The following is a 23115-nucleotide window of genomic DNA, read 5'->3' on the forward strand; positions in this document are numbered from 1 at the left end:
ATAACAAAGGAATTCACCATGCAAACCCCGTTTCGTCTGCCGCTGCTGACGGCGCTGATTCTGACGACCACCGCAGCCTGGTCCGCCGATGCGCCTGTTAAAGGCGGCACGCTGATTTATCTGGAGCAACAGGCACACACCAACCTCTACCCGCCCGCCGGTGGCTTCTACCCGAACGGCGGCATTCTGAACCAGATCACCGACAAACTGACGTGGCAGAACCCCAGGACGCTGCAGGTGGAGCCCTGGGTGGCAGAAAGCTGGACCACCAACGCCGATAAAACCGAATACACCTTTAAAATTCGCCCTGGCATCACCTTCTCTGACAGCACGCCGCTGGACGCGAACGCCGTGGCAAAAAACTTTGATACCTACGGTTTAGGCAATAAGGCGCAGCGCCTGCCGGTGTCAGAAGTGATCAATAACTACGATCGCAGCGAAGTCATCGACCCGCTGACCGTGAAGTTCTACTTCAAAAAACCGTCGCCGGGGTTCCTGCAAGGTACCGCCACCATTGGCTCGGGTCTGGTCTCGCTCAGCACGCTGAAACGCAACTTTGAAGAGCTGGGGGATGCCCGTCATATCATTGGCTCTGGCCCGTTTGTGGTAAAGGACGAGAAGCTGGGTCGCGAAGTAACGCTGGAAGCGCGTAAGGACTACCAGTGGGGTCCCAAAAATCTGGCGCAACAGGGGCCAGCCAATCTTGATGGCATCAAGTTTATCGTGACTCAGGAAGACAGCGTGCGCGTGGGCGCCCTGCTGGCCGGTCAGGCTGATTTTATTCGCCAGGTACAGGCATATGACGAAAAGCAGGCTACAGATCAGGGCTATAAGATCTATGCTGCCCCGACGCGCGGGGTGAACGACAGCATCAGCTTCCGTCCGGATAACCCGCTGGTCTCCGATATTCGCGTGCGCCAGGCGCTGCTGCATGCCACCAACGCAAAACAGGTGGTTGAGACCCTCTTCTCGGCCAACTATCCGCAGGCGAAGTCAGTGATTGCCGATTCCGCCGCAGGTTTTGTCGATCTCAGCGACAAATTGGCCTTTGACCCGGCTAAAGCCAACCAGCTGCTGGACGACGCAGGCTGGAAAGCAGGCAGCGACGGGATCCGCGCCAAAGACGGCCAACGTCTGGCACTGACGGTGTATGAATCCCTGCCGCAGCCGCAAAACAAAGAGGTGCTGCAACTGGTTGCCCAGCAGTGGCGACAGGTGGGCGTGGCGCTGAGCGTCAAAGCCGGTGACGCAGGCAGCCGCACGCTGGATAACCTTGACCCGCTGAAAACCCCGTTAACCGTCTCCGAAGTGGGCCGCGCCGATCCTGACGTGGTGAAAAGCATGTTCTACCCGGCTAACCGCGACGCGCTGCTGCAAAAAGGCGGGTCCAGCGACAAGGTCAAAAACTTCCGTGACGACAAGCTGAATGAACTGCTGGTGAACATTTCTGCTGAAGTCGATCCGCAAAAACGCCTGCAGCTGACGGGGGACGCCCAGCGCTACCTGCTGGATAACGCCTACGTCATTCCGATTTTCGAGGAGCCGCAGGTCTTTGCCGGTGCGCCGTGGCTGAAAGGCGTCAATTTTGAAGCGGTAGGCCGCCCGTCGTTCTACGGCGCGTGGATTGAGAAACACTGAGGAGCCGACGATGCGCCACGCACTTCTTCAACGCTTTGGGCACGGGCTGCTGGTACTGTGGGCCGCCTTTACCCTCTCGTTCGTGTTGCTCCAGGTGCTGCCGGGCGACGCGGTGCTGATTAAATTTCAGAACCCGGACCTGGGCTTAAGCCCGGCGCAAATCGAGGAGATGCGCGTGGCCTACGGCGCGGACAGCCCGCTGTGGCAGCAATACGGTCATACGCTGCTGGCGATGCTGCACGGGGATTTTGGCTATTCGCTACAGGCAGGGGTGCCGGTCAGCGAGCTGATTGCCAGCAATCTGCCGGATACCCTGAGCCTCGCCCTGCCTGCCTTTTTACTCGCGGTCCTGCTGGCATTTGCGCTGGCCTTTGCGTCGCGCCTGCCGGGTCTGCGCTGGCTGAGTAATACCCTCCAGTCTCTGCCAGTCCTGTTTATCTCTTTACCGACGTTCTGGCTGGGGATTGCCCTTATCCAGCTCTTTTCTTTCCAGCTCCGGCTGATCCCGGTGATTAACCCGACGCCGCTGCAGGGGCTGATCCTGCCAATCGTAACCGTCGCGATCCCAATCTCCGCCCCGCTGGCACAAATTCTGATGCGCAGTCTGGACCAGGTGGCGACGCAGCCGTTTGTCGCCGTCGCCCGTGCCAAAGGGCTGAGTGAAACCGCTGTCCTGTGGCGTCACGTGACCGGCAACGCCCTGCTGCCAGTGCTAAATATTGCCGGGCTGCTGCTCGGCGAGCTGATTGCCGGGGCGCTGATCACGGAAACCGTTTTTGGCCGCAGCGGTCTCGGGCAACTGACCCAGCAGGCGGTGAATAACCAGGATATTGCCGTACTTCAGGCGGTGGTGATGATTTCCGCCCTCGGTTTTGTCCTGATCAATCTGCTGGTGGACCTGCTGATGCCGCTGCTGGATCCCCGTCTGCAAACCGTTACCGGAGGTGCATCATGAGCCTGGTCGATTACGCTGCCGCCGCGCGAAAACGCGTTCCCGCCTGGCAGGGCGTCGCGTGGCAACCAGGACTGTGGCTGGCATGGGCAGTAATTATCATTGCGCTTTTTGCCGCCGTGGCGCCCGGCCTGTTAACCCACTACAGCCCGATTGAGGGCATCGCCGGTGCACAGCGCCTGGCGCCGCAGGCGGGCCACTGGCTCGGCACCGATCAGCTTGGTCGCGATGTTTATACCCGTATTGTTTATGGTGCGTCCCACTCCCTGAGCGCGGCGCTGGCCGCCGTGACGATGGGTCTGCTGGCAGGCACCGGCTTAGGGGTGGTTGCCGGGGCGTTCGCCGGACGCGTCGAGTCTCTGCTGATGCGCTTCGTCGACGTGCTGCTGTCCATCCCATCTCTGCTGCTCTCGCTGACGGTGATTATTCTGCTCGGGTTTGGCACCGTTAACGCCGCGATTGCCGTAGGCGTGGCTTCAATAGCCAGCTTCGCCCGCCTCGCGCGCGGTGAAGTCGTGCGCATCCGCCACACGGATTATGTCGAAGCGGCGTTTGGCAGCGGCGGGACGTTTTTCGCCGTGCTGTGGCGACACATCCTGCCCAATGCCTTAACTGCCGTCATCGCCTTTGCCACGCTGCAGTTTGGTCAGGCCATCCTGGCGCTCTCCACGCTGAGCTTCCTCGGTTACGGCACCCCGCCGCCGGTGCCGGAGTGGGGCTTATTGATTGCAGAAGGCCGTAACTATCTCTCTACCGCCTGGTGGCTCACCACCTTCCCCGGCGTGGTCGTCATCGCCGTGGTGCTGGCCACCAACCGTATCAGTCAACAGTTCAGCGGAGGCCTGAAATGACCGTACTCTCGGTAGAAAACCTGACCATCAGCTACCGTACCGCGCGCCAGTGGCGCGAGGTGGTGCATAACGTCAGCTTCACGCTCGGGCGAGGAGAAATGCTGGCCTTTGTCGGCGAGTCCGGCTCCGGCAAAACGACCACGGCGCAGGCGATCATCGGTCTGCTGGCCGATAACGCCCGGCGCGATGCGGGAAAAATCATTCTCAACGGCGAGGAGATAAGCCAGTGGTCCGCTAAGCGTCTCGATACCCTTCGCGGCGCGCGAGTTAGCCTGGTTCCGCAGGACCCGGGTAATTCGCTCAACCCGGTGAAGACCATCGGTGCGCAGGTTGGAGAGATTATTCAGCTACACCAGAAAGTGACTCGCGCTCTGCGCGACGAGCAGGTGCTCGCCCTGCTGACAAAGGTCGGCCTGAGCCACCCCGAACAGCGCATGACCCAGTATCCGCATCAGCTCTCCGGCGGGATGAAACAGCGTGTGCTGATTGCCATCGCCATAGCGCTGCGCCCGGACGTCATCATTGCCGATGAGCCTACCAGCGCGCTGGACGTGACGGTGCAAAAACGCATTCTTGACCTGCTGGATATCCTGCGCCGGGAATCGGGTACCGCCGTTCTGTTTGTCACCCACGATCTCGCGCTGGCCGCTGAGCGCGCGGACAGGCTGCTGGTTTTTCGCGATGGCGAGGTTCAGGAGCAGGGAAACACCGCCGATATCGTGCGCACGCCGCAGCACGCCTACACCCGCCAGCTGTTAAGCGATCTCCAGGGCCAGCGCCTGACCATTGCCCCGGTGGCAGGTCTGCCGCTCGCGTCACCGGCCATTCGCGCCCGCGCCATCAGCAAACAATTCTCCCTGGGCAAAGGCCATCAGCTTCAGGCGCTGGATCGGGTAACGTTTGACGTCAGGCGCGGCAGCACACATGCGCTGGTGGGTGAGTCCGGCTCCGGAAAAACCACCCTCGCCCGTATTTTGCTGGGTTTCGAACAGGCAGACAGCGGACAGGTCATTATTGATGATATTGATGCCACCACGCTTAGCCGCGAGGCCCGTCGCCAGCTGCGCCAGAAGATCCAGTTTGTCTACCAGAACCCGTTTGCCTCTCTCGACCCGCGTCAGACGCTGTTTGAGATCATCGAAGAGCCCCTGAAGAACTTTTCTCGCCTCAGTAAGGCGGAGCGAAAGGTCCGGGTGGAGACCGTGGCGCAGCGGGTTGCCCTGCCCGTCGATATTCTGAGCCGCACTGCCCGAGAGCTTTCAGGCGGGCAGCGCCAGCGCGTGGCTATCGCCCGGGCGCTGATCCTGGAGCCGACCATTCTGGTGCTGGACGAAGCCACCTCCGCGCTGGACGTCACCGTGCAGGCGCAGATCCTGGCACTGCTTCAGCAGCTGCAGCAGCAACTGGGGTTGACCTATCTCTTTATTACGCACGATCTGTCCACGGTTCGCCGAATCGCCCACAGCGTCACGGTGCTGCGCAGCGGTCAGGTGGTCGAACAGGGCGACGTCGGAACCTTATTCACGTCGCCACAGAACGACTATACCCGCGAGCTGATTGCCGCCATTCCCCATTTTTCACCCGCTACAGAGGAGTTCGCATGACGCGAAAACGCCTGGGATTTTTCACCCGCCTGCTTGACGACGCTACGCCGAAGGAGCGCTATCGTCTGGCAACTGAACAGATCCGCCACGCCGAACGCCACGGTTTTGACAGCGCCTGGATTGCTCAGCACCACTTCCATGAAAGTGAAGGCGGCCTGCCGTCGCCGCTGCTGTTTCTGGCACACGTTGCGGCGCATACCGAAACCATTCGACTCGGCACGGCCATCATTACGCTACCAATGGAAAACCCGCTGCGCGTCGCAGAAGATGCCGCGGTGCTGGATTTACTCGCCGATGGACGTCTCGAAGTCGGTTTTGGTTCGGGCGGCACGCCGACCTCTTTCCTGCCGTTCGGACTGACGTTCGAACAGCGCGGCGCGGCCTTTGCTGACCATCTACATGTGATCCAGAGCGCCTGGCGCGGGGATTCGCTCACCCATCCGGATAACCACCTGTACCCGCCAGCGCCACAGCTGGCCGACCGTATCTGGATAGCCACCTTCTCAGTTGACGGTGCCGTTCGCGCCGCGCAGGCCGGACACGGTTTAATGCTCTCCCGCACGCAGCCGCGCCCGGCAGATCGGCTGGATTTAACGCTCGACGCGATCCAGAACCCGATTGTGGATGCCTACCTCGATGCGCTGCCAGCAGGCATCGCCCCGCGTATTCTGGCCTCCCGTACAGCCTTCGTCGCTGACAGCGATGACTATGCGCTCAGAGTCGCAACGCCGGGTCTCGCGAAACAAGCCCAGCAGCATCGCGCTGCCGGATACACGGTTAAAGGTGACAACGTCACTGATTATCGTCGTCAGTTCGATGCCCATATCGGTTCGCCTGAGACGGTGCTGCGTTCGCTGCAGGCCGATTCCGTTCTCCGGCGCGCCACGGATATCTCATTCCAAGTCCATTCGGTCGAGCCTTCGCATCGCGACACGCTGCGCTCCATCGAACTGATCGCCGAACATATTGCCCCCCACATCCTTTGAGGAGACACCTATGTCATTAAGTCAGGACATTCTCGCCGAGCTGGCGGAAATTAAACCCGGTTCCCCTCTGGCAGAGGCGCGCGCCACGCGTGATGCCGCCACACGACACGCGCAGGGCAGCTACGAAATTCTCTTCAGCCAGCAGGACACCAATTTCCCACTCGATGCACGCTTCACTGTGGCAGCAAAAGTTGCCAGATGGCACAACGCAGAGGCGCTGGCCGCGCACTACGCGGGGTTTGGCCTGGCCGATCCGACCACGGAACGGCTGACCCCGGCGCTGAACTTCGCGCGTCTGCTGACGTTCTCACCCGTCGAAGCGACGCCTGCAGCGTTAAAGGCGCTGACCCAGGCGGGATGGAGCAAGGAAGGCATTGTTACCCTGGCGCAGCTCGTCGCGTTTGTGAGCTTCCAGAGCCGACTCATCACCGGGCTGCGGCTGCTGAACGACAGGCCTGTCGCCACAAGCGATGCGCCGGTGGCGGCAGGCGTCTGGCACACGACCGCCACCACGGTCACCGGAAAGGCGGCACCCGTCGCGTTCACCCAGCAGGAGCTGGGATGGGAACCGTGGATCGCCGCCAAACCGCTGGCGGATTTTCGTGATGACGAGGTTGCGATCCTGGCGAAGTTTGGCCACACCGATTCCGACTATTTCCGCCTGCTGGCGCGCAACCTGCCGGTGCTTGAACAGCGCACGTTGACCGATAAAGGAATTTTTTATACATCGGGGGGATTACCGCGCGCCGAGCGCGAGCTGGCCGCAACGGTCGCCAGTAAAATCAACGGCTGCATTTACTGCGCATCTGTCCATGCGCGTAAAGCCAGCCAGCTGTCAAAGGATGACGCTGCGGTAGAGGCGCTTCTGGCGGTGCGTCCGGGGCAATCCCTGAGCGACGGGCAGTCTGCGCGCTGGCAGGCGGAGATCAATTTTGCAGCGGCGCTGTCGGTTACGCCGCCTGCCGCCACGCCGCTGCACCTTGCCGCGCTGGAAAAAGAGGGGCTGGATACCCTGGCGCAGCTTGATCTGGTGCAGTCCGCCGCGTTCTTCGCCTGGGCCAACCGCCTGATGCTGACGCTGGGAGAGCCCTGGCTAGCATGACTCCATCAGGCTAGCGCGCGAGCGTTAGCCTGAGCCTGTCTGGCCCGCAGATGGCCGTAGATCAGCAGCGAACTCATGGCCGAAAACGAAAGGAGTGCGGCAGGCAGCGTGACATAACTCCAGCTAAAGCCAAGCGTAATCATCATGCCGCCGAAAAATGCGCCAACCGCACTGCCGAGATTAAATGCCATCTGACCGCCTGCGGCACCCAGCATCTCACCGCCCTTAGCATTCTGCAGGAGCAGAATTTGCAGCGGCGCAGAGAGCGCGAACAGCCCGGCACAGCAGATAAACCCCATGACCAACGAGGCCGTTTTCAGTTCACCAAAGGCAAAAAGCAGCAGCAGAGAAGTCACAATCACCATGTCGGTGGTGGCCGCAATGCGCAGCGGGCTAAAGCGCCCCGAGAGTTTGCCGCTCAACAGATTGCCCAACACCATACCAAGTCCCATCAGCATCATGATGGCTGTCATCACCCCTTCGGTGAAGCCAGAGACGTTGACCATAAATGGTTTAACGAAACTGAACCAGGCAAAAACCCCGGCGTTGCCAAACATGGTGGCAGCAAAAATCAGCCAGGGTTCTGGTTTTTTAAGGAAGTGGAACTGCTCGGTCAATTTGATTTCTGATGTGTCGTGGATATCCGGTACCCAGAGCAGAACCGAGAGGATCACCAGCGCATCGAACACGGCAATCAGGAAAAAGGTATAGCGCCAGTTGAATTCATGCCCCAGCCAGGTGCCCAGTGGAACGCCCACCAGGTTGGCTACGGTCATACCGGCGATCATCCCGGCCACCGCGACCGTCACTTTCCCCGGTGGCGCAATTTTAGAAAGGATAATTGCCCCGACGCCGAAAATCGCGCCGTGCGGAAAACCGGATATTAAGCGTCCCGTCGCCAGCCAGAAATATGACGTTGAAAAGGTAAACAGGGCGTTTCCGACGGCGGACATCGCCACCAGAAACAGCAGCGTGGTTTTTAAGGAGAACTTGCCCGAAAACAGCGCCATAATCGGCGCGCCAATCACCACCCCGAAGGCATAAAACGAGATCATATTCCCGGCAGAGGGAATTGAAATCCCGGTGTCATGGGCCAGCTCGGTTAACACTCCCATAATGCCAAATTCAGCCATTCCCAGACCAAAGGTGCTCAGCGCCAACGAAAAAATTGTCTTTTTCATACCTCAACCACTGGTTAATCACTCGCGACGGGCATTATTGAATAATCTTGTATGGTGAGCCAGTTCAAATGAGCTGGCTGACACGTTAATCCATTAATTCAGGTATTTAATCCAACATTCTTAATGTTCGCTGTTTCAAATAATTACATAAAAAACGGAATAAAAGTCGCCAACATCAGGTTGAATTATTGTTTGATTGATTTCTATATATCATTTAGATAGTGGTTAATAACACGTCATTATTCCTTACATAACTCAACAGCTTATTGGCGTAGTGTTTCACTTATTGCTCATTCAATCGATAAGTGATTACATCATGTGGAATGCTCATAAAGCCGTCGCTTACGCCAGACTGCACGCTGGACAGCATAGTAAGAAAAGATGCGCTGAGTTCGTATCTAATGCCATACGCGCAGGCGGTGCTAATCTTCTTAACACGCCTTATGCAAAAGATATGAAAAGTAATTTGATACTGGCTGGCTTTCATCAGGTTTACGGTGATCCGCTCGAAGGCGATGTGGCAGTAATTCAGTCCACGGCCCACCATACAGCCGGACACGCATGCATTTATGGTGGTAACGGTGTTTGGTATTCCGATTTCGTGCAGAGAACAATGTATCCGGGGCCGGAATACAGGGAAATTAAACCGACATATGCAATTTACCGGCATAACTGATATGAAAAAAATACTTCTGGCCTACCTCCTTCTACCCTCACTTTCACTGGCAGCGCAGAAATTACCCCCCGAAGCAACCACAGCACTTCAGTTTAACAGGTGGTACATATCGCAAATTATGAGCGGCAAAGACCCCCTCACAGATTACAGGACTTTAAGTCGCTATGTCACCCGCGAGACCATCAGCAAATTGAAAGCAATGGAAAAACTTGATCCGAATGAGTATGACGTACCTGATGTTGATATGTTCATTAAGGCTCAGGGTTATGAAAATGACTGGGGCGCCGTTAGTACCCGTGCACTGGATTACGATGCTGCATGCATGCAGGTTTATATCTCTTTCGGTAAGAAGCAGGAACATACCGTAATTGACTGTATGGTTAAAGAAGAAGGTGTGTGGAAAATTCAATCCGTAGCCGGTGTTGATATTCCAAACAATTTGATCAGCGAGTAAAAAAGACGATCTGACAGGAGAACTGATGCAATGCATCTTTGTTAATACCCTGTCGGATCACCGAAAAGTAAAAATACGCATGCCACAATGCTAAGTGTCCGCTCATAAAAATGTTGTGAAATTAGTTACCTAAAAACATTACGTATAATATCAGGTGGATTACACTTCTATGTGCGGCCTCGCTTTTTTCCCGCGCCGGATAACCTGAGGATGACAATCATGGTAAGCAAAAAGAAAACCAGTGCCACTGTTGATGTCGTAAAAAATGCACCGCTAAAAACCAAAGAGTATGAGCAAGAGCTTCGTCGCCTGCACGTTGAACTGGTTAAGCTCCAGCAATGGGTTGTCGCCAAAGGACTCAAAGTGTGTATTGTTTTTGAAGGACGCGACGGCGCCGGCAAAGGCGGTACCATTAAAGCGATCACCGAGCGCGTCAGTCCACGCGTGTTCCGCGTGGTTGCCCTCCCCGCGCCAACTGAAAAAGAGAAAACCCAGCTCTATTTTCAACGTTATGTTCCCCATTTGCCTGCCGCCGGGGAGATCGTCATATTTGACCGAAGCTGGTATAACCGCGCGGGTGTCGAGCGGGTAATGGGATTTTGCACCCCTGAGCAAGTTGAGAAGTTCCTTGATGGTGCGCCGGTTATGGAAAAAGCGATGGTGGATGCAGGGATCATCCTGCTGAAGTACTGGCTGGAGGTGACGCCGAAAGAGCAGGAGCGCCGTCTGCGTGACCGCATTAACGATGGTCGTAAAATCTGGAAGCTGTCACCGATGGATATTAAATCCTTTAACTTGTGGGACGAGTATACCCTTGCGCGCGACGCAATGTTTGAAGCCACCGATACCGCCTGGGCGCCGTGGTTTGTGGCGCGTTCAGAAGATAAAAAACGCGTGCGCCTGAATATTATTTCGCACCTGCTTACGCAAATCCCGTATAAAGAAATTCATGTCGACAAGGTGGATTTACCGAAGCGTAAAATAGGCAAAGTGAAACCCACCAAATACCCGTTCCGGTATGTTGAAGAGCGGTTTTGATATAGCAAGGGATAGGCCCGCGCAAGTGCAGCGCCGCCGGGCAAAGCCGACGGCGCAGGTCTTACTTCATCCCTTCCGTACTTTCCTGTTTCGCTTCCAGTCGTTCCACATCACGGTACCAGCGCGGGTGATGTTTTTGCGCCCAGCGGCGGCTCACCTTCCCTTCAATCATCCCTTTAATCGACCCTTTTACCCAGAATGCCATATACATATGGATCAGGATGGCGTGGATCAGAATGATTGCTGACGTCGCGTGGATCAGTAGCGCATAGCGCACCACCTGAATCGGAAAGAAGTGTGCAAAATACGGACGCCAGATAATCACGCCGGTCACCAGCAGCACAAAAATCATGCTCATGATGGTCCAGAACATCATCTTCTGCCCTGCATTGTATTTGCCCACTTTCGCGACTTTATGCTCGTTACCCTTCAGGACTTCGACGATCCCTTTCACCCATGGGATATCCTGCTTGTCCGGGATGTTGTGATGGACAAAGCGCACGAACATAAACATCAGCACCACGAAAATCAGCACGCCGAAAAACGGGTGCAGAATACGCCCCATTTGCGGAGTACCGAAGGTTTCGGTCAGCCACTGCAGCGTCGGGAAGAAGAACGAAATCCCCGACACCGCCACCAGGAAGAAGCAGATCACCACCGTCCAGTGACAGGCGCGGTCGACAAACTTCGTGCGCACGATCATTTTCGACTTACTCATGATGATCCTCCTCGTCGTCTACCTCTTTGTTTGGCCCAATCCCAATGTAGTGATAAATCAGCCCGGCAAAGGTGGCGATAAAGCCCGCCGCTGAGAGCGGTTTAAGCGCCCCTTTCCACAGATTGATGGACGTATCGATCGCCGGATCCTTCGGTAAGTGGTGGTACAGCTCCGGCTGGTCGTTATGGTGCAGCACATACATCACGTGCGTGCCGCCCACACCCTGCGGATTATAAATACCGGCCTTGTCGTAACCGCGTGCTTTCAGCTTGTCTACCCGCGCCTGCGCCACGTCCAGCATCTCTTTTTTGGTGCCGAAGTGGATAGCGCCGGTCGGGCAGGTCTTCACACAGGCTGGCTCCTGCCCGACGCTGACGCGGTCCACGCACAAGGTGCATTTGTATACCCGGTTATCCTCTTTATTGAGGCGCGGGATATTAAACGGACAACCCGCAATGCAGTACCCGCAGCCGATGCAGTTATCCTGCTGGAAGTCGACGATCCCGTTGGCGTACTGAATAATCGCGCCGGCAGACGGGCACGCCTTCAGGCAGCCCGGATCTTCACAGTGCATGCAGCCATCTTTGCGGATCAGCCACTCCAGCCTGCCGTTCTGCTCGGTTTCGCTAAAGCGCATTACTGTCCAGGATTTGGCGCTCAGATCCGCCGGGTTATCGTAAACCCCTACGCAGTGCCCAATGTTGTCGCGGATATCGTTCCACTCCGAGCACGCCACCTGGCAGGCCTTGCAGCCCACGCAGGAGGAGACATCGATAAGCTTGGCGACCTCTGCCTTGTAGTCCCGCGCGCGGGGCGCGGGAGTTATCGGGTTAGTCGCGGAGCGTTTGATAACGTCTTGTGTTTCCATCGCCATGTAATCGCTCCTTACGCTTTCTCGATGTTAACCAGAAAAGCCTTGTACTCCGGCGTTTGCGAGTTGGAATCGCCAACGTTTGGCGTCAGGGTATTGGCGATGTAGCCTTTCTGCGCCACGCCCTCAAAGCCCCAGTGCAGCGGGATACCGACGGTTTCCACCTGCTGCCCGTGCACGTTCAGACTTTGAAGACGTCGGGTCACCACCGCCACTGCGCGAATAAAGCCGCGCTTGCTGCTCACCTTCACGCGGTCGCCGTTGGTAATGCCCTTCGCTTTTGCCAGGGTTTCGCTTATCTCCACAAACTGTTCCGGCTGGGCGATGGCATTAAGCCGTGCATGCTTGGTCCAGGTGTGGAAGTGCTCGGTCAGGCGATAGGTGGTCCCCACATACGGGAACTTATCCTTCTTACCTAAACGCAGCACATCGTCCTCATAGATACGCACCACCGGGCTGGAGACCACGTTTGGATGCAGCGGGTTGGTGCCGAGCGGCGTTTCCATCGGCTCGTAGTGTTCCGGGAACGGCCCTTCCGCCAGCTTGTTGAGGGCAAACAGGCGTCCCAGTCCTTCCGGCTGCATGATAAACGGCCCGGTGTTGCTGCCCGGCGCGGCGGTGTTGTAGTCCGGGATATCGTTCCCCGTCCATTTTGTCCCGTTCCACTGAATCAGCATCCGTTTCGGATCCCACGGTTTACCGTCGATATCCGCCGAGGCACGGTTGTAAAGCACACGACGATTGAGCGGCCACGCCCACGCCCAGCCCAACGTATTGCCCAGCCCGGACGGGTCGGCGTTATCGCGGTTGGACATTTGGTTACCCTGCTCCGTCCAGCTGCCGGCGTAGATCCAGCAGGAAGACGCCGTCGTGCCGTCGTCGCGCAGCAGCGCGAAGCTGTTCAGCAGTTGGCCTTTCTTCGCCACCAGGTTGCCCTTAGCGTCATAGAGATCCGCCAGCGCAACGCCATTGTTCTCTTTGGCGACTTCCTCTGACTCAGGATGGTCAGGCTGCTTGTAGTTCCAGCTCATCATCAGCAGCGGCTCAGCGCCTTTGCCGCCTTCGGTGCGGTACATTTCGCGCAGGCGATGGTAAATCCCGGCCAGGATCTCGCCGTCGTTACGCGCTTCGCCCGGAGCGTCCTGGCCTTTCCAGTGCCACTGCAGCCAGCGGCCAGAGTTAGCAATAGACCCGTCTTCTTCCGCAAAGCAGGTGGACGGCAGGCGGAACACTTCGGTCTGAATGGATACGGTATCGACATCGTTCATCTCGCCGTGGTTCTGCCAGAAGTTAGAGGTCTCAGTGACCAGCGGGTCGATAACCACCATGTACTTGAGCTTGCTCAGGCTGCGCACAACCTTGTTTTTATCCGGGAACGAGGCCACCGGGTTGAAGCCCTGGCAGATGTAACCCGTGACGTTGCCTTTATCCATCATGTTGAAATACTTGATGACGTCGTACGCCTGATCCCATTTTGGTAGCCAATCGAAGCCCCAGTCGTTCTCTTTTTGCGCCGCGTCGCCGTAGAAGGATTTCATCAGGCTGACGTAGAACTTCGGATAGTTGCTCCAGTAGTTCACCTGATCCGGCAGCGTCGCTTTTGGCGTATTGGCCTCAAGATACGTTTGCAGATCCGCCTGCTTTTCAGACGGCAGCGTCAGGTAGCCCGGCAGGCTGGTCGACAGTAAACCAAGATCCGTTAAGCCCTGAATATTGGAGTGACCACGCAGGGCGTTAACACCACCACCGGCCATCCCCATATTGCCGAGCAGCAGCTGGATCATCGCCATGGTACGGATGTTTTGCGCACCAACGGTATGCTGCGTCCAGCCCAGCGCGTACAGGAACGTCGTGGTTCTGTCGGCGGCGCTGGTGGAGGCCAGCACTTCACACACCTTCAGGAAGTCCGCTTTCGGCGTGCCGCAGATGTTCTCCACCACATCCGGCGTATAGCGGGAGACGTGCTGCTTCAGCAGGTTCCACACGCAGCGCGGGTGCGTCAGCGTTTCATCCCGCAGCGCATAGCCGTTTTCATCGAACTGATAGTTCCAGGACGTTTTATCGTACTGGCGTTTTTCGGCGTCATAGCCGCTAAACAACCCGTCATCGAAGGCAAAATCATCCCGCACCAGCAGGTTCGCGTTGGTGTAGTGCTTAACGTATTCCGCGTTAATTTTGTTGTTTTCGATCAGGTACAGCAGCACGCCGGACAGGAACGTAATGTCCGTCCCGGAGCGGATCGGCGCATAGATATCGGCCACCGATGCCGTACGCGTAAAGCGCGGATCGACGACGATAAGCGTCGCATCGTTGTTATTTTTCGCTTCCATCGCCCAGCGGAACCCCACCGGATGAGCTTCCGCGGCGTTACCGCCCATCACCACCACGACGTTAGCGTTTTTGATATCAACCCAGTGGTTGGTCATCGCACCGCGACCAAATGTTGGAGCAAGACTTGCTACCGTTGGTCCGTGTCAGACGCGCGCCTGGTTGTCTACCGCCAGCATGCCGAGAGAGCGCACAAATTTTTGCGTCAGCATGCCGGTTTCATTACTCGCCGCAGACGCGCACAGCATCCCGGTGGAAAGCCAGCGGTTAACCGTTACGCCCTGGGCGTTCTTTTCAATAAAGTTGGCGTCGCGGTCGGCTTTCATTAATTTGGCAATACGGGAGAAGGCCTCATCCCAGGAGATACGCTGCCACTTGTCGGAACCCGGCGCGCGGTATTCCGGGTAGCGCAGGCGGTTTTCGCTGTGAACATAGTCCAGCAGCCCCGCCCCTTTCGGGCAAAGCGCCCCGCGGCTCACCGGATGATCCGGGTCCCCTTCAATATGGTAAATCGCTTCTCTGGCGTTCTTCGCGCCATCGCCCAGGCTATACATTAAAAGCCCACAACCTACGGAGCAGTATGTGCAGGTGTTACGGATCTCTTTTGCGCGCAGCAGCTTATGGTTGCGTGCCTGAGCCAGCGCCATTTTGGGAGCAAACCCCAGCATGGCTGCCGTTGTTCCGGCCATACCGCCCGCGCAGATTTTAAAAAATTGTCTGCGGCTGACGTCCATTGTTGTCCTCTTTTTCGAATAAGACTTCGCGCCGCAAACTAGCAGTAACTCCCCTGATTTTTTTGCGTCAAATCAAGGTCATCTGTCTTCACCCCCTTAATAGTCACCACCGGTACATTTAAATACCCCTTTTTGATTAACGGTTTAAGAGAATAATTGGCGACAGCGTCAGGATGAATGCGATACATTTTTCCTTTGATTTTTATTGCAATGGCGAAGTAATGGACAGAAAAAAAGCAACGCTTATTGGGCTGGCGGCAATACTGTTATGGAGCACGATGGTTGGGCTCATTCGCAGCGTGAGCGAGGGGTTAGGGCCAGTAGGCGGTGCGGCAATGATCTACACCGTCAGTGGATTATTGTGTCTGGTGACGGTGGGATTTCCTGATATCCGCAAATTCTCGCCACGCTATCTTATTGCAGGCAGCGTGCTGTTTGTCAGCTATGAAATTTGCCTGGCACTCTCGTTGGGCTATGCCGCAACGCGATCGCAGGCCATTGAGGTCGGCATGGTCAATTATCTGTGGCCGAGCCTGACGATTGTATTTGCCATTTTGTTCAACGGGCAAAAATCAACTCTGTGGGTGATACCCGGCTTAGCCATCTCATTGCTGGGCGTCTGCTGGGTATTAGGCGGTGAACAGGGATTACATCTTGAGGAGATCACCCGCAATATCGTTTCCAGCCCGCTGAGCTACGCGCTGGCGTTTGCCGGGGCATTTATCTGGGCGGCCTACTGCACCGTAACCAGCAAATTTGCCAAAGGGCAAAACGGTATTACCCTTTTTGTTTTGCTGACTGCGTTGAGTCTTTGGGTGAAATATGCCCTTAGCGAGCAGCCAGAAATGGTATTCAGTGTCCCGGTTGTCGTGAAGCTATTAATGTGCGGTGTTGCTCTGGGTTTTGGCTATGCCTCATGGAATATCGGTATTCTCCATGGCAACGTCACGGTACTTGCCGCCGTATCCTATTTTACCCCTGTACTTTCTGCCGCTCTGGCTGCCGCCCTGCTGAGCTCTCCACTCTCTTTCTCGTTCTGGCAAGGTGCGCTGATGGTCTGCGCCGGGTCGCTGCTTTGCTGGTTCGCGACACGAAAATAAGGGTCCGTCGCTCTGCCGGGAGGCATGTAACCCGGCAGAAAATTAACATAAATTTAATATGTGATCGCACGTCAATATATTCATAAGCTCATTAGAGAATGTGTTTAAATTCTGTTTATATTATCGTTGTTTCGCATTCCCCCCTCCTCTCTTCTTGACATAAACTGACACCGTAGCGCAATTACTCTCCTGCGAATATTAACAACCTTAATAGCACAAAGTGCAATAGTGTGTTTCTGTGTATTTCAGCAAAAAACACGGTAATTACGTGCATTCAATAACCTAACACAATGATTTACGGTAAACAGTTAAGCTTAATTCTACAAAATGCACCGATAAAATTGATAGTAACATAACTAAATTAAACCATTAAAAAACTATATTGCGGATAATAGATCTGATAAGAAAATATACAAAACCCGGTTAAACACTCTTCATTTCATTCTGTTTAGCGACCATTTATCCGATCTCGATCACACTAAAGGAAATTATTAGCAATAATTTGAAACTTATTATTGAAAGGCAACTACAACATTTTTAAAAATAGCATGCCATTGACGAACAGCCTCGTTTAGAAATCGTTCGAAGTGGCTCAGGAAATACTTAAGAAAATTATAAGGAATATTTAAGATGAAACTTAAATTAGTTGCAGTGGCAGTGACTTCCATGTTGGCAGCAGGCGTTGTTAACGCTGCTGAAATTTATAACAAAGACGGTAACAAGCTGGATCTTTACGGTAAAGTAACAGGTCTGCACTATTTCTCTGATGACACCAGCAACGACGGCGACAAAACCTACGTACGTCTGGGCTTCAAAGGTGAAACTCAGATCAACGACCAGATGTCCGGTTACGGTCAGTGGGAATATGAATTCAAAGGCAACAACGATGAAAGCAACGGCGACAAAGGCAACAAAACGCGTCTGGCTTTCGCTGGTCTGAAATTCAACGAATTCGGTTCTTTCGACTACGGTCGTAACTACGGTGTTGCTTACGACATCGGCGCATGGACTGACGTTCTGCCAGAGTTCGGTGGTGATACCTGGACGCAGACTGATGGCTTCATGACTCAGCGTGCCACTGGCGTTGCAACCTACCGTAACACCGACTTCTTCGGTCTGGTTGACGGTCTGAACTTTGCCGCTCAGTACCAGGGTAAAAACAACAAGCGCGACATCACCGAAGCGAACGGTGACGGTTGGGGCTTGTCTTCTACCTATGAAATGGACGGTTTCGGCGTGGGTGCAACCTATGCGAAATCTGACCGTACCAACAATCAGGTTCGTGCTGGTGAAGTGGCTAATACCATGAACGCTGGCGGTGACAACGCAGAAGTTTGGGCTGCTGGCCTGAAATACGATGCAAACAACATCTACCTGGCAAGCACCTACTCTGAAACCCGCAATATGACCAACTTCGGTAAAGGTTATATCGCGAACAAAGCTCAGAACTTTGAAGTTGTTGCTCAGTACCAGTTCGATTTCGGTCTGCGTCCATCCGTTGCTTACCTGAAATCCAAAGGTAAAGACATCGGTACTTATGGCGACCAGGATCTGGTTGAATACGTTGATGTTGGCGCGACTTACTACTTCAACAAGAACATGTCTACCTACGTTGATTACAAAATCAACCTGCTGGACGACAACAAGTTCACCAAAGATGCAGCTATTGCTACCGACAACATCGTTGCTCTGGGTCTGACTTACCAGTTCTAAGATTTGTCAGTATAAAAAGGCCAGCCTTCGTGGCTGGCTTTTTTTATACCGTTTGACTGGCGTAATAAAGGAGCACGCCATGCACATATTCAAAGGACGCTGTCTATGCGGGATGAGCCAATTCAGCGTTTCCCTCAACAATTTCGACGTCTATGCCTGCCACTGCACGCAATGTCAGAAGTGGTCAGGTGGAATTGCCATGTATCTGGAAGCCGCGGGTAAACCGCTTGTGGAGCAAGACTCGATTGCCCCTTCTCACTTCTCGTCCTCTGCGCGAGGAGAACGCTGGTTCTGTCCGGGGTGTGGTTGTCCTCTGTGGTTCAAGCTGACCTCAACAGCACGCTATTTCATCCCATGGACATTACTTGAGATGAGCGAGGATGAACGACGTCGTCTGGTGCTCGCCGCTGAAATCTATACCGAAACCCAGCCCGCATTCTTTGGTCTGACCGGACAATATGCGCGCTACAGCGGTTCAGAAATTGAAGCCATGGATAAGCACTGTTTGCTTACCTCATAGGAGATTCTCCCCCGCGGCCCGACGAAGCCAGTTTTGCAGTAGCTTACCGTCCTCGGTCATCTCTGAATCCGAACGCACGCAGAGGTGATAGTCGCGCCCGTCATCAATGGGTAAGTCAAATATCTTCACCAGCTCGCCACTCTCAAGATAAGGCGCGATCAGCGGCTCACGCATCAACGCGCAGCCCAGCCCGGCCTGTACTCCCGCCAGCGTCAAAAGTCCGTCCTCAAACAGGGGGCCACTGCGCCGCAGAGGGCGTTTCACTCCCTGTAACAGGAACCACTGTGACCATGTGGTGCGCTCCTCATCGTGCAGCAACGGCATTTGCAGCAGTTGCTCTGGCGTGTCGATATGGCCATGAATGCGCAAAAATGCACGGCTGCATACAGGCACCATCTGACCGGAGATCAATTTTTCACTCTGATATCCCGCCCACTGCCCGTTGCCGAAGCGAATCGACATATCCGACGCATCGCTCAGATAGTTACGATGATTGGCATACACTACGTTGATCTCGGTTTGCGGATTGGCACGCATAAAAGCAGGCAGACGCGGGATAAACCACCCCATGCCAAAAAGCGGGATCAGGCTGATGGTGACCTGACGCGTTTGCGCCTGTTCAGCCAGATGCTCCGTTGCCTGGCGCAACACGTTAAAAGCCGCACGGATGGAGCGGTAATATTCACGTCCGTGCTGGCTCAGCACCAGCCTGCGCCCCTGGCGTTCCGTCAGCGGCATTTGCAGGAACCCTTCGAGCACCTTGAGCTGGTGACTGACAGCAGACGGTGAAATATCCAGCTCCTGTGCCGCCAGCGTAACACTGCCCAATCGGGCGATAGCTTCAAAAGCACGTACAGCCCGTAGCGGCGGATCATTGGCCAGTCGACTTTCTCCATAAATGGGTAGGCCAGGTGACTGTTCTGTTTTATTCATATGTTGATTTCTTTAGGCTTTATATCCGAAAACGGAATTTTTATATTTTCATATAAATCATAAAGATAAAACAATATCTGTTTATCATAAGAAATAATATATGTGTATTTTACAATTTATTTCATTTGTTGGATGGTAGCCGCAGAAAGAGCACTTTGCAGGAACCTACGTTGGATACATTCATACAACAACTGATCAACGGTGTGATGCTGGGAAGCATCTACGCGTTGATCGCGCTGGGCTATACCATGGTGTATGGCATTTTGCGCATTATTAACTTTGCCCATGGCGATATTCTGATGGTGGGTGCATTAACCACACTTTCTGCCATGAACATCCTCAACAATTCTTTCCCGCACCTGCCGCTTCTGATTCAGCTCGGTTTTGCCTTGCTGATCGCCATGTCCGTCTGTGCCCTGCTGGCGATGGCCGTGGAGCGCTTTGCCTACCGACGCCTGCGTAACGCGCCGCGTCTGGCACCGCTGATCTCCGGGATTGGCGTCTCGGTGCTGCTGCAAACCGTGGCGATGATCGTCTGGACGCGCAACCCTCTGATGTTCCCTCAGATCCTGCCCATGGAACCGATCGCCGTGACGTCAGGAAGTGAACTGCATCCCCCTGCCATTGTGACCGTCACCGGCATTGTTACCGTGGTGCTGGCGCTTACAGTGATGACAGGGCTATGGCTGCTGGTGGAATACACCCGCCTGGGGCGCGGCATGCGCGCCGTGGCGGAAAACCCGCGCGTGGCCACGCTGATGGGGGTTAACCCCAATGCCATTATTACCCTGACGTTCGCCATTGGCGGCATCTTTGCCGCGCTGGCAGGCGTCATGATGGCGAGCAACTACGGTAACGCCAGCTTCTCAATGGGCTTCCTGCCGGGAATTAAAGCATTTACAGCCGCCGTGCTGGGCGGTATCGGCAATATTCGCGGCGCAATGATTGGCGGGATCCTACTTGGCATTATTGAGGCACTGGGCGCTGGCTACCTGGGTGAACTGACCCACGGAGTGTTCGGCAGCAATTACCAGGATGTCTTTGCCTTCATCGTGCTGATTCTGGTACTGGTCTTCCGTCCGGCAGGTCTGCTGGGTGAGCGTGTGGCAAACCGAGCGTAAGGGATACTATGACAACCGTACAACTACAAACGCCGACCGCTACGCGCAAATTCTGGTCCGGTATGAGTTTGTTCTGCCTCGCGCTGCTGATTGCGCCAGTGGTTGCCAGCCAGCTCGGCGGAAATTACTGGGTGCGCGTCATCGACTTCGCCCTGCTCTACATCATGCTGGCGCTGGGGCTGAACATTGTGGTCGGCTACACCGGCCTGCTGGACATGGGCTTTATCGCCTTTTACTCAGTGGGGGCCTATCTGGCCGCCCTGCTGGCTTCACCGCACCTGCTTGAAGTGTTCCCGATCCTCACGGTCTGGTTCCCGGACGGGCTGCACACGTCTTATCTGTTGATTATTCCCATAGCGGCACTGGTTGCAGCGGTGTGCGGCATCGTGCTCGGTGCGCCAACGTTAAAGCTTCGTGGGGATTATCTGGCGATCGTGACGCTGGGGTTTGGGGAGATCATCCGCATCCTGATGCGTAACCTTGACCGTCCGGTGAATATCACGAACGGTGCGAAAGGTATTACTGGCGTCGATACCCTGAATCTTTTCGGCCTGAAATTCAGCGGTGTGTATCACTGGTTCGGTTTTAAAGTGCCTGCCCTATTGCTGTGGTACTACCTGCTGATGCTGGTGATTGTGGCCATTATTTTTGTTTGCCTGCGCCTGCAACACTCGCGTATTGGTCGCGCCTGGCATGCCATTCGTGAAGATGAGGATGTGGCCCGCGCGATGGGCATCAACGTCCGTAACTATAAGCTACTGGCCTTTGCGATGGGTGCCTCATTTGGCGGCGTGGCGGGTGCCTTGTTCGGCGCGTTTCAGGGCTTTGTCTCCCCGGAATCCTTCACGTTACAGGAATCCATTGCCGTGCTGGCGATGGTGGTGCTGGGCGGTATGGGGCATATTCCGGGCGTGATCCTCGGCGCGATACTGCTTACCGCCCTGCCGGAACTGCTGCGCAGTCAGGCAGCCCCGGTTCAGCAGGCGCTGTTCGGTACGGTGCTGATTGACCCCGAAGTGTTGCGTCAGCTGTTCTACGGCCTGGCGCTGGTGCTGGTCATGCTGGTTCGTCCTGCCGGGATCTGGCCGGTACGCCACAAGGAGGTGAATACATGAGTCTGTTAACCGTACGCAACATGTCCAAACGTTTCGGTGGGCTTACCGCCGTGGATGACGTTTCGATCGCCGTGAACAAGGGTGAAATCTACGGGCTGATAGGTCCTAACGGGGCGGGAAAAACCACCTGCTTTAACCTGATCACCGGGCTTTATCCGGCGGACAGCGGTGAATTTTCAATCGCCGATAAGCCCTATTTCCCCAGACACATTGAAAAGGTCACCGCCGCCGGGATTGCGCGTACCTTCCAGAACGTGCGCCTCTTTAACGACATGTCGGTGCTGGAAAACGTAATGGTGGGTCGACACGTGCGCACCCGTAACGGTCTTTGGGCCGCGCTGAGCCGCCACAAACGCGCCCGCGCAGAAGAAATGCAAACCCGTGAGCTGGCCTGGCACTGGCTGGAATACACCGGCATTGCGAAGTTCGCCCACTACCGAGCCTGCGATCTGGCCTACGGCCATCAGCGTCGACTTGAAATCGCCCGAGCGCTAGCAACCGACCCTCTGCTGCTGGCACTGGACGAACCCGCCGCCGGGATGAATGCAGCTGAAAAAGTAGCGCTTGGCGAGTTACTCATCCGCCTACGTGATGACGGTAAAACCCTGCTGATGATTGAACATGACGTCAAGCTCGTGATGGGCATCTGCGATCGCCTGACGGTGCTGGATTACGGCAAAACGCTCGCCAGCGGCACGCCGGAGAGCGTTCGTCGCGACCCGGCAGTGATCGCCGCCTGGCTTGGAGGCAACGCCCATGTCTGAATTACTGAAAGTGGAACGCGTGGACGTGCATTACGGCGGTATTCAGGCCGTACGCGATGTCTCTTTTACCCTGCACGAGGGCGAGCAGGCCACGCTGATCGGCGCTAACGGTGCGGGTAAAAGCTCCACCGTGCGCGCCATTACCGGGCTGGAAAACTTTAGCGGCCATATTGAATTCAACGGTAAAGCGGTGCGTAAGCACAAGCCCGAAACCCTGCTCCGTGACGGACTGGTGATGGTCCCGGAAGGCCGGGGAATCTTCTCCCGAATGACGGTGCTGGAAAACCTGCAGATGGGCGCCTGGCTCAGGCGTGACACTGTCACCGTTAAGCGCGAGATGAACGAGATTTTCGAGCGCTTCCCGCGTCTGGGCGAGCGCCAGCATCAGCTTGCCGGGCTGCTGTCCGGCGGAGAGCAACAGCTGCTGGCCCTTAACCGCGCCCTGCTCAGTCGCCCGCGCCTGTTGATCCTCGACGAACCCTCAATGGGACTTGCACCGAAGATGGTAGAAAACATTTTTGCCGTCATAGCCGGCCTGCGCGAGCGCGGCGTTGCCCTGCTGCTCATCGAACAAAACGCCCGCCTGGCGCTGGAAGTCACCGACAGCGCGTGGGTGATGGACAGTGGCAGCATTGTTCATCACGGCGAATCGAAAGCGCTGCTCAATGACGACCAGATTGCACAGATTTATTTGGGCGAAATGCCCGCTTAACAAC

Annotated in this window: 20 protein-coding genes; 15 read left to right on the forward strand and 5 right to left on the reverse strand. The window is 55.6% G+C overall.

The window, feature by feature from the left end; all coding sequences use genetic code 11:
• Positions 1 to 18: 18 nt before the first annotated feature.
• From ACJ9Y9_RS12025 to ACJ9Y9_RS12050, 6 genes are read left to right on the forward strand one after another with little or no spacing between them, the layout of a single operon-like run.
• Entirely contained in the window at positions 19 to 1638 is a 1620-nt protein-coding gene (locus ACJ9Y9_RS12025; protein WP_028018927.1) for a TIGR04028 family ABC transporter substrate-binding protein, read from the forward strand.
• Positions 1639 to 1648: 10 nt separating this feature from the next.
• On the forward strand, positions 1649 to 2593 hold the full coding sequence (locus ACJ9Y9_RS12030) for an ABC transporter permease (RefSeq protein WP_008501721.1): 945 nt from the start codon (positions 1649 to 1651) through the stop codon (positions 2591 to 2593).
• Positions 2590 to 3441, forward strand: coding sequence for an ABC transporter permease (locus ACJ9Y9_RS12035; RefSeq protein ID WP_028018926.1), 852 nt, complete (start codon positions 2590 to 2592; stop codon positions 3439 to 3441). Before ACJ9Y9_RS12030 ends, ACJ9Y9_RS12035 begins: the two co-directional genes overlap by 4 nt.
• Complete coding sequence (locus tag ACJ9Y9_RS12040; RefSeq protein ID WP_028018925.1) at positions 3438 to 5045, forward strand: ABC transporter ATP-binding protein; 1608 nt, start codon at positions 3438 to 3440, stop codon at positions 5043 to 5045. Before ACJ9Y9_RS12035 ends, ACJ9Y9_RS12040 begins: the two co-directional genes overlap by 4 nt.
• A complete protein-coding gene (locus tag ACJ9Y9_RS12045) occupies positions 5042 to 6031 on the forward strand; it encodes a putative FMN-dependent luciferase-like monooxygenase (RefSeq protein WP_028018924.1) in 990 nt (329 codons plus the stop codon). The genes ACJ9Y9_RS12040 and ACJ9Y9_RS12045 overlap by 4 nt, the downstream gene beginning before the upstream one ends.
• A 10-nt stretch (positions 6032 to 6041) precedes the next feature.
• Positions 6042 to 7133, forward strand: coding sequence for an alkylhydroperoxidase domain protein (locus tag ACJ9Y9_RS12050; protein ID WP_028018923.1), 1092 nt, complete (start codon positions 6042 to 6044; stop codon positions 7131 to 7133).
• Between the two features lie 5 nt (positions 7134 to 7138).
• Here the strand turns inward: ACJ9Y9_RS12050 and araJ are convergent, their stop codons facing one another.
• A complete protein-coding gene (gene araJ, locus ACJ9Y9_RS12055) occupies positions 7139 to 8314 on the reverse strand; it encodes an MFS transporter AraJ (RefSeq protein ID WP_028018922.1) in 1176 nt (391 codons plus the stop codon).
• Positions 8315 to 8991: 677 nt separating this feature from the next.
• Between araJ and ACJ9Y9_RS12060 the strand changes: the two genes are divergently transcribed.
• On the forward strand, positions 8992 to 9444 hold the full coding sequence (locus tag ACJ9Y9_RS12060) for a DUF3828 domain-containing protein (RefSeq protein ID WP_028018920.1): 453 nt from the start codon (positions 8992 to 8994) through the stop codon (positions 9442 to 9444).
• Positions 9445 to 9663: 219 nt separating this feature from the next.
• On the forward strand, positions 9664 to 10482 hold the full coding sequence (gene ppk2 / locus ACJ9Y9_RS12065; protein ID WP_028018919.1) for a polyphosphate kinase 2: 819 nt from the start codon (positions 9664 to 9666) through the stop codon (positions 10480 to 10482).
• Positions 10483 to 10543: 61 nt separating this feature from the next.
• Here the strand turns inward: ppk2 and fdnI are convergent, their stop codons facing one another.
• Genes fdnI through fdnG form a run of 3 tightly spaced genes read right to left on the reverse strand, consistent with a single transcriptional unit; the run spans position 10544 to position 15133 of the window.
• Positions 10544 to 11200 (reverse strand): formate dehydrogenase-N subunit gamma, encoded by a 657-nt coding sequence (gene fdnI / locus ACJ9Y9_RS12070; RefSeq protein WP_028018918.1) that lies wholly within the window; start codon positions 11198 to 11200, stop codon positions 10544 to 10546.
• On the reverse strand, positions 11193 to 12074 hold the full coding sequence (gene fdxH, locus ACJ9Y9_RS12075; protein ID WP_028018917.1) for a formate dehydrogenase subunit beta: 882 nt from the start codon (positions 12072 to 12074) through the stop codon (positions 11193 to 11195). Before fdxH ends, fdnI begins: the two co-directional genes overlap by 8 nt.
• 11 nt (positions 12075 to 12085) lie before the next feature.
• On the reverse strand, positions 12086 to 15133 hold the full coding sequence (fdnG, locus tag ACJ9Y9_RS12080; protein WP_152546586.1) for a formate dehydrogenase-N subunit alpha: 3048 nt from the start codon (positions 15131 to 15133) through the stop codon (positions 12086 to 12088).
• Between the two features lie 221 nt (positions 15134 to 15354).
• Here fdnG and yddG point away from each other — a divergent pair, with 221 nt between their 5' ends.
• The 3 genes from yddG to ACJ9Y9_RS12095 all read left to right on the forward strand — a co-directional run bounded on the left by yddG (position 15355) and on the right by ACJ9Y9_RS12095 (position 18466).
• Complete coding sequence (gene yddG, locus ACJ9Y9_RS12085) at positions 15355 to 16233, forward strand: aromatic amino acid DMT transporter YddG (protein WP_028018914.1); 879 nt, start codon at positions 15355 to 15357, stop codon at positions 16231 to 16233.
• Between the two features lie 630 nt (positions 16234 to 16863).
• On the forward strand, positions 16864 to 17946 hold the full coding sequence (gene ompC / locus ACJ9Y9_RS12090) for a porin OmpC (RefSeq protein WP_028018913.1): 1083 nt from the start codon (positions 16864 to 16866) through the stop codon (positions 17944 to 17946).
• Positions 17947 to 18025: 79 nt separating this feature from the next.
• Positions 18026 to 18466: a GFA family protein gene (locus tag ACJ9Y9_RS12095; RefSeq protein WP_028018912.1), complete on the forward strand. Its 441-nt coding sequence runs from the start codon at positions 18026 to 18028 to the stop codon at positions 18464 to 18466.
• On the opposite strand, the gene ACJ9Y9_RS12100 is transcribed toward ACJ9Y9_RS12095, so the two are convergent.
• On the reverse strand, positions 18461 to 19399 hold the full coding sequence (locus ACJ9Y9_RS12100) for a LysR substrate-binding domain-containing protein (RefSeq protein ID WP_028018911.1): 939 nt from the start codon (positions 19397 to 19399) through the stop codon (positions 18461 to 18463). The two genes, ACJ9Y9_RS12095 and ACJ9Y9_RS12100, sit on opposite strands and share 6 nt — an antisense overlap.
• A 170-nt stretch (positions 19400 to 19569) precedes the next feature.
• On the opposite strand from ACJ9Y9_RS12100, the gene ACJ9Y9_RS12105 reads away from it, so the two are divergent.
• From ACJ9Y9_RS12105 to ACJ9Y9_RS12120, 4 genes are read left to right on the forward strand one after another with little or no spacing between them, the layout of a single operon-like run.
• Entirely contained in the window at positions 19570 to 20520 is a 951-nt protein-coding gene (locus tag ACJ9Y9_RS12105) for a branched-chain amino acid ABC transporter permease (RefSeq protein ID WP_028018910.1), read from the forward strand.
• A gap of 8 nt (positions 20521 to 20528) precedes the next feature.
• Positions 20529 to 21635, forward strand: a complete 1107-nt coding sequence (locus ACJ9Y9_RS12110; RefSeq protein ID WP_028018909.1) for a branched-chain amino acid ABC transporter permease — start codon at positions 20529 to 20531, stop codon at positions 21633 to 21635.
• Positions 21632 to 22399, forward strand: coding sequence for an ABC transporter ATP-binding protein (locus ACJ9Y9_RS12115; RefSeq protein ID WP_028018908.1), 768 nt, complete (start codon positions 21632 to 21634; stop codon positions 22397 to 22399). Before ACJ9Y9_RS12110 ends, ACJ9Y9_RS12115 begins: the two co-directional genes overlap by 4 nt.
• Complete coding sequence (locus ACJ9Y9_RS12120; RefSeq protein WP_028018907.1) at positions 22392 to 23111, forward strand: ABC transporter ATP-binding protein; 720 nt, start codon at positions 22392 to 22394, stop codon at positions 23109 to 23111. Before ACJ9Y9_RS12115 ends, ACJ9Y9_RS12120 begins: the two co-directional genes overlap by 8 nt.
• Positions 23112 to 23115 lie beyond the last annotated feature (4 nt).

The sequence above is a fragment of the Enterobacter sp. CPE_E1241 genome, from assembly GCF_045618265.1.
Classification (GTDB): domain Bacteria; phylum Pseudomonadota; class Gammaproteobacteria; order Enterobacterales; family Enterobacteriaceae; genus Enterobacter; species Enterobacter adelaidei.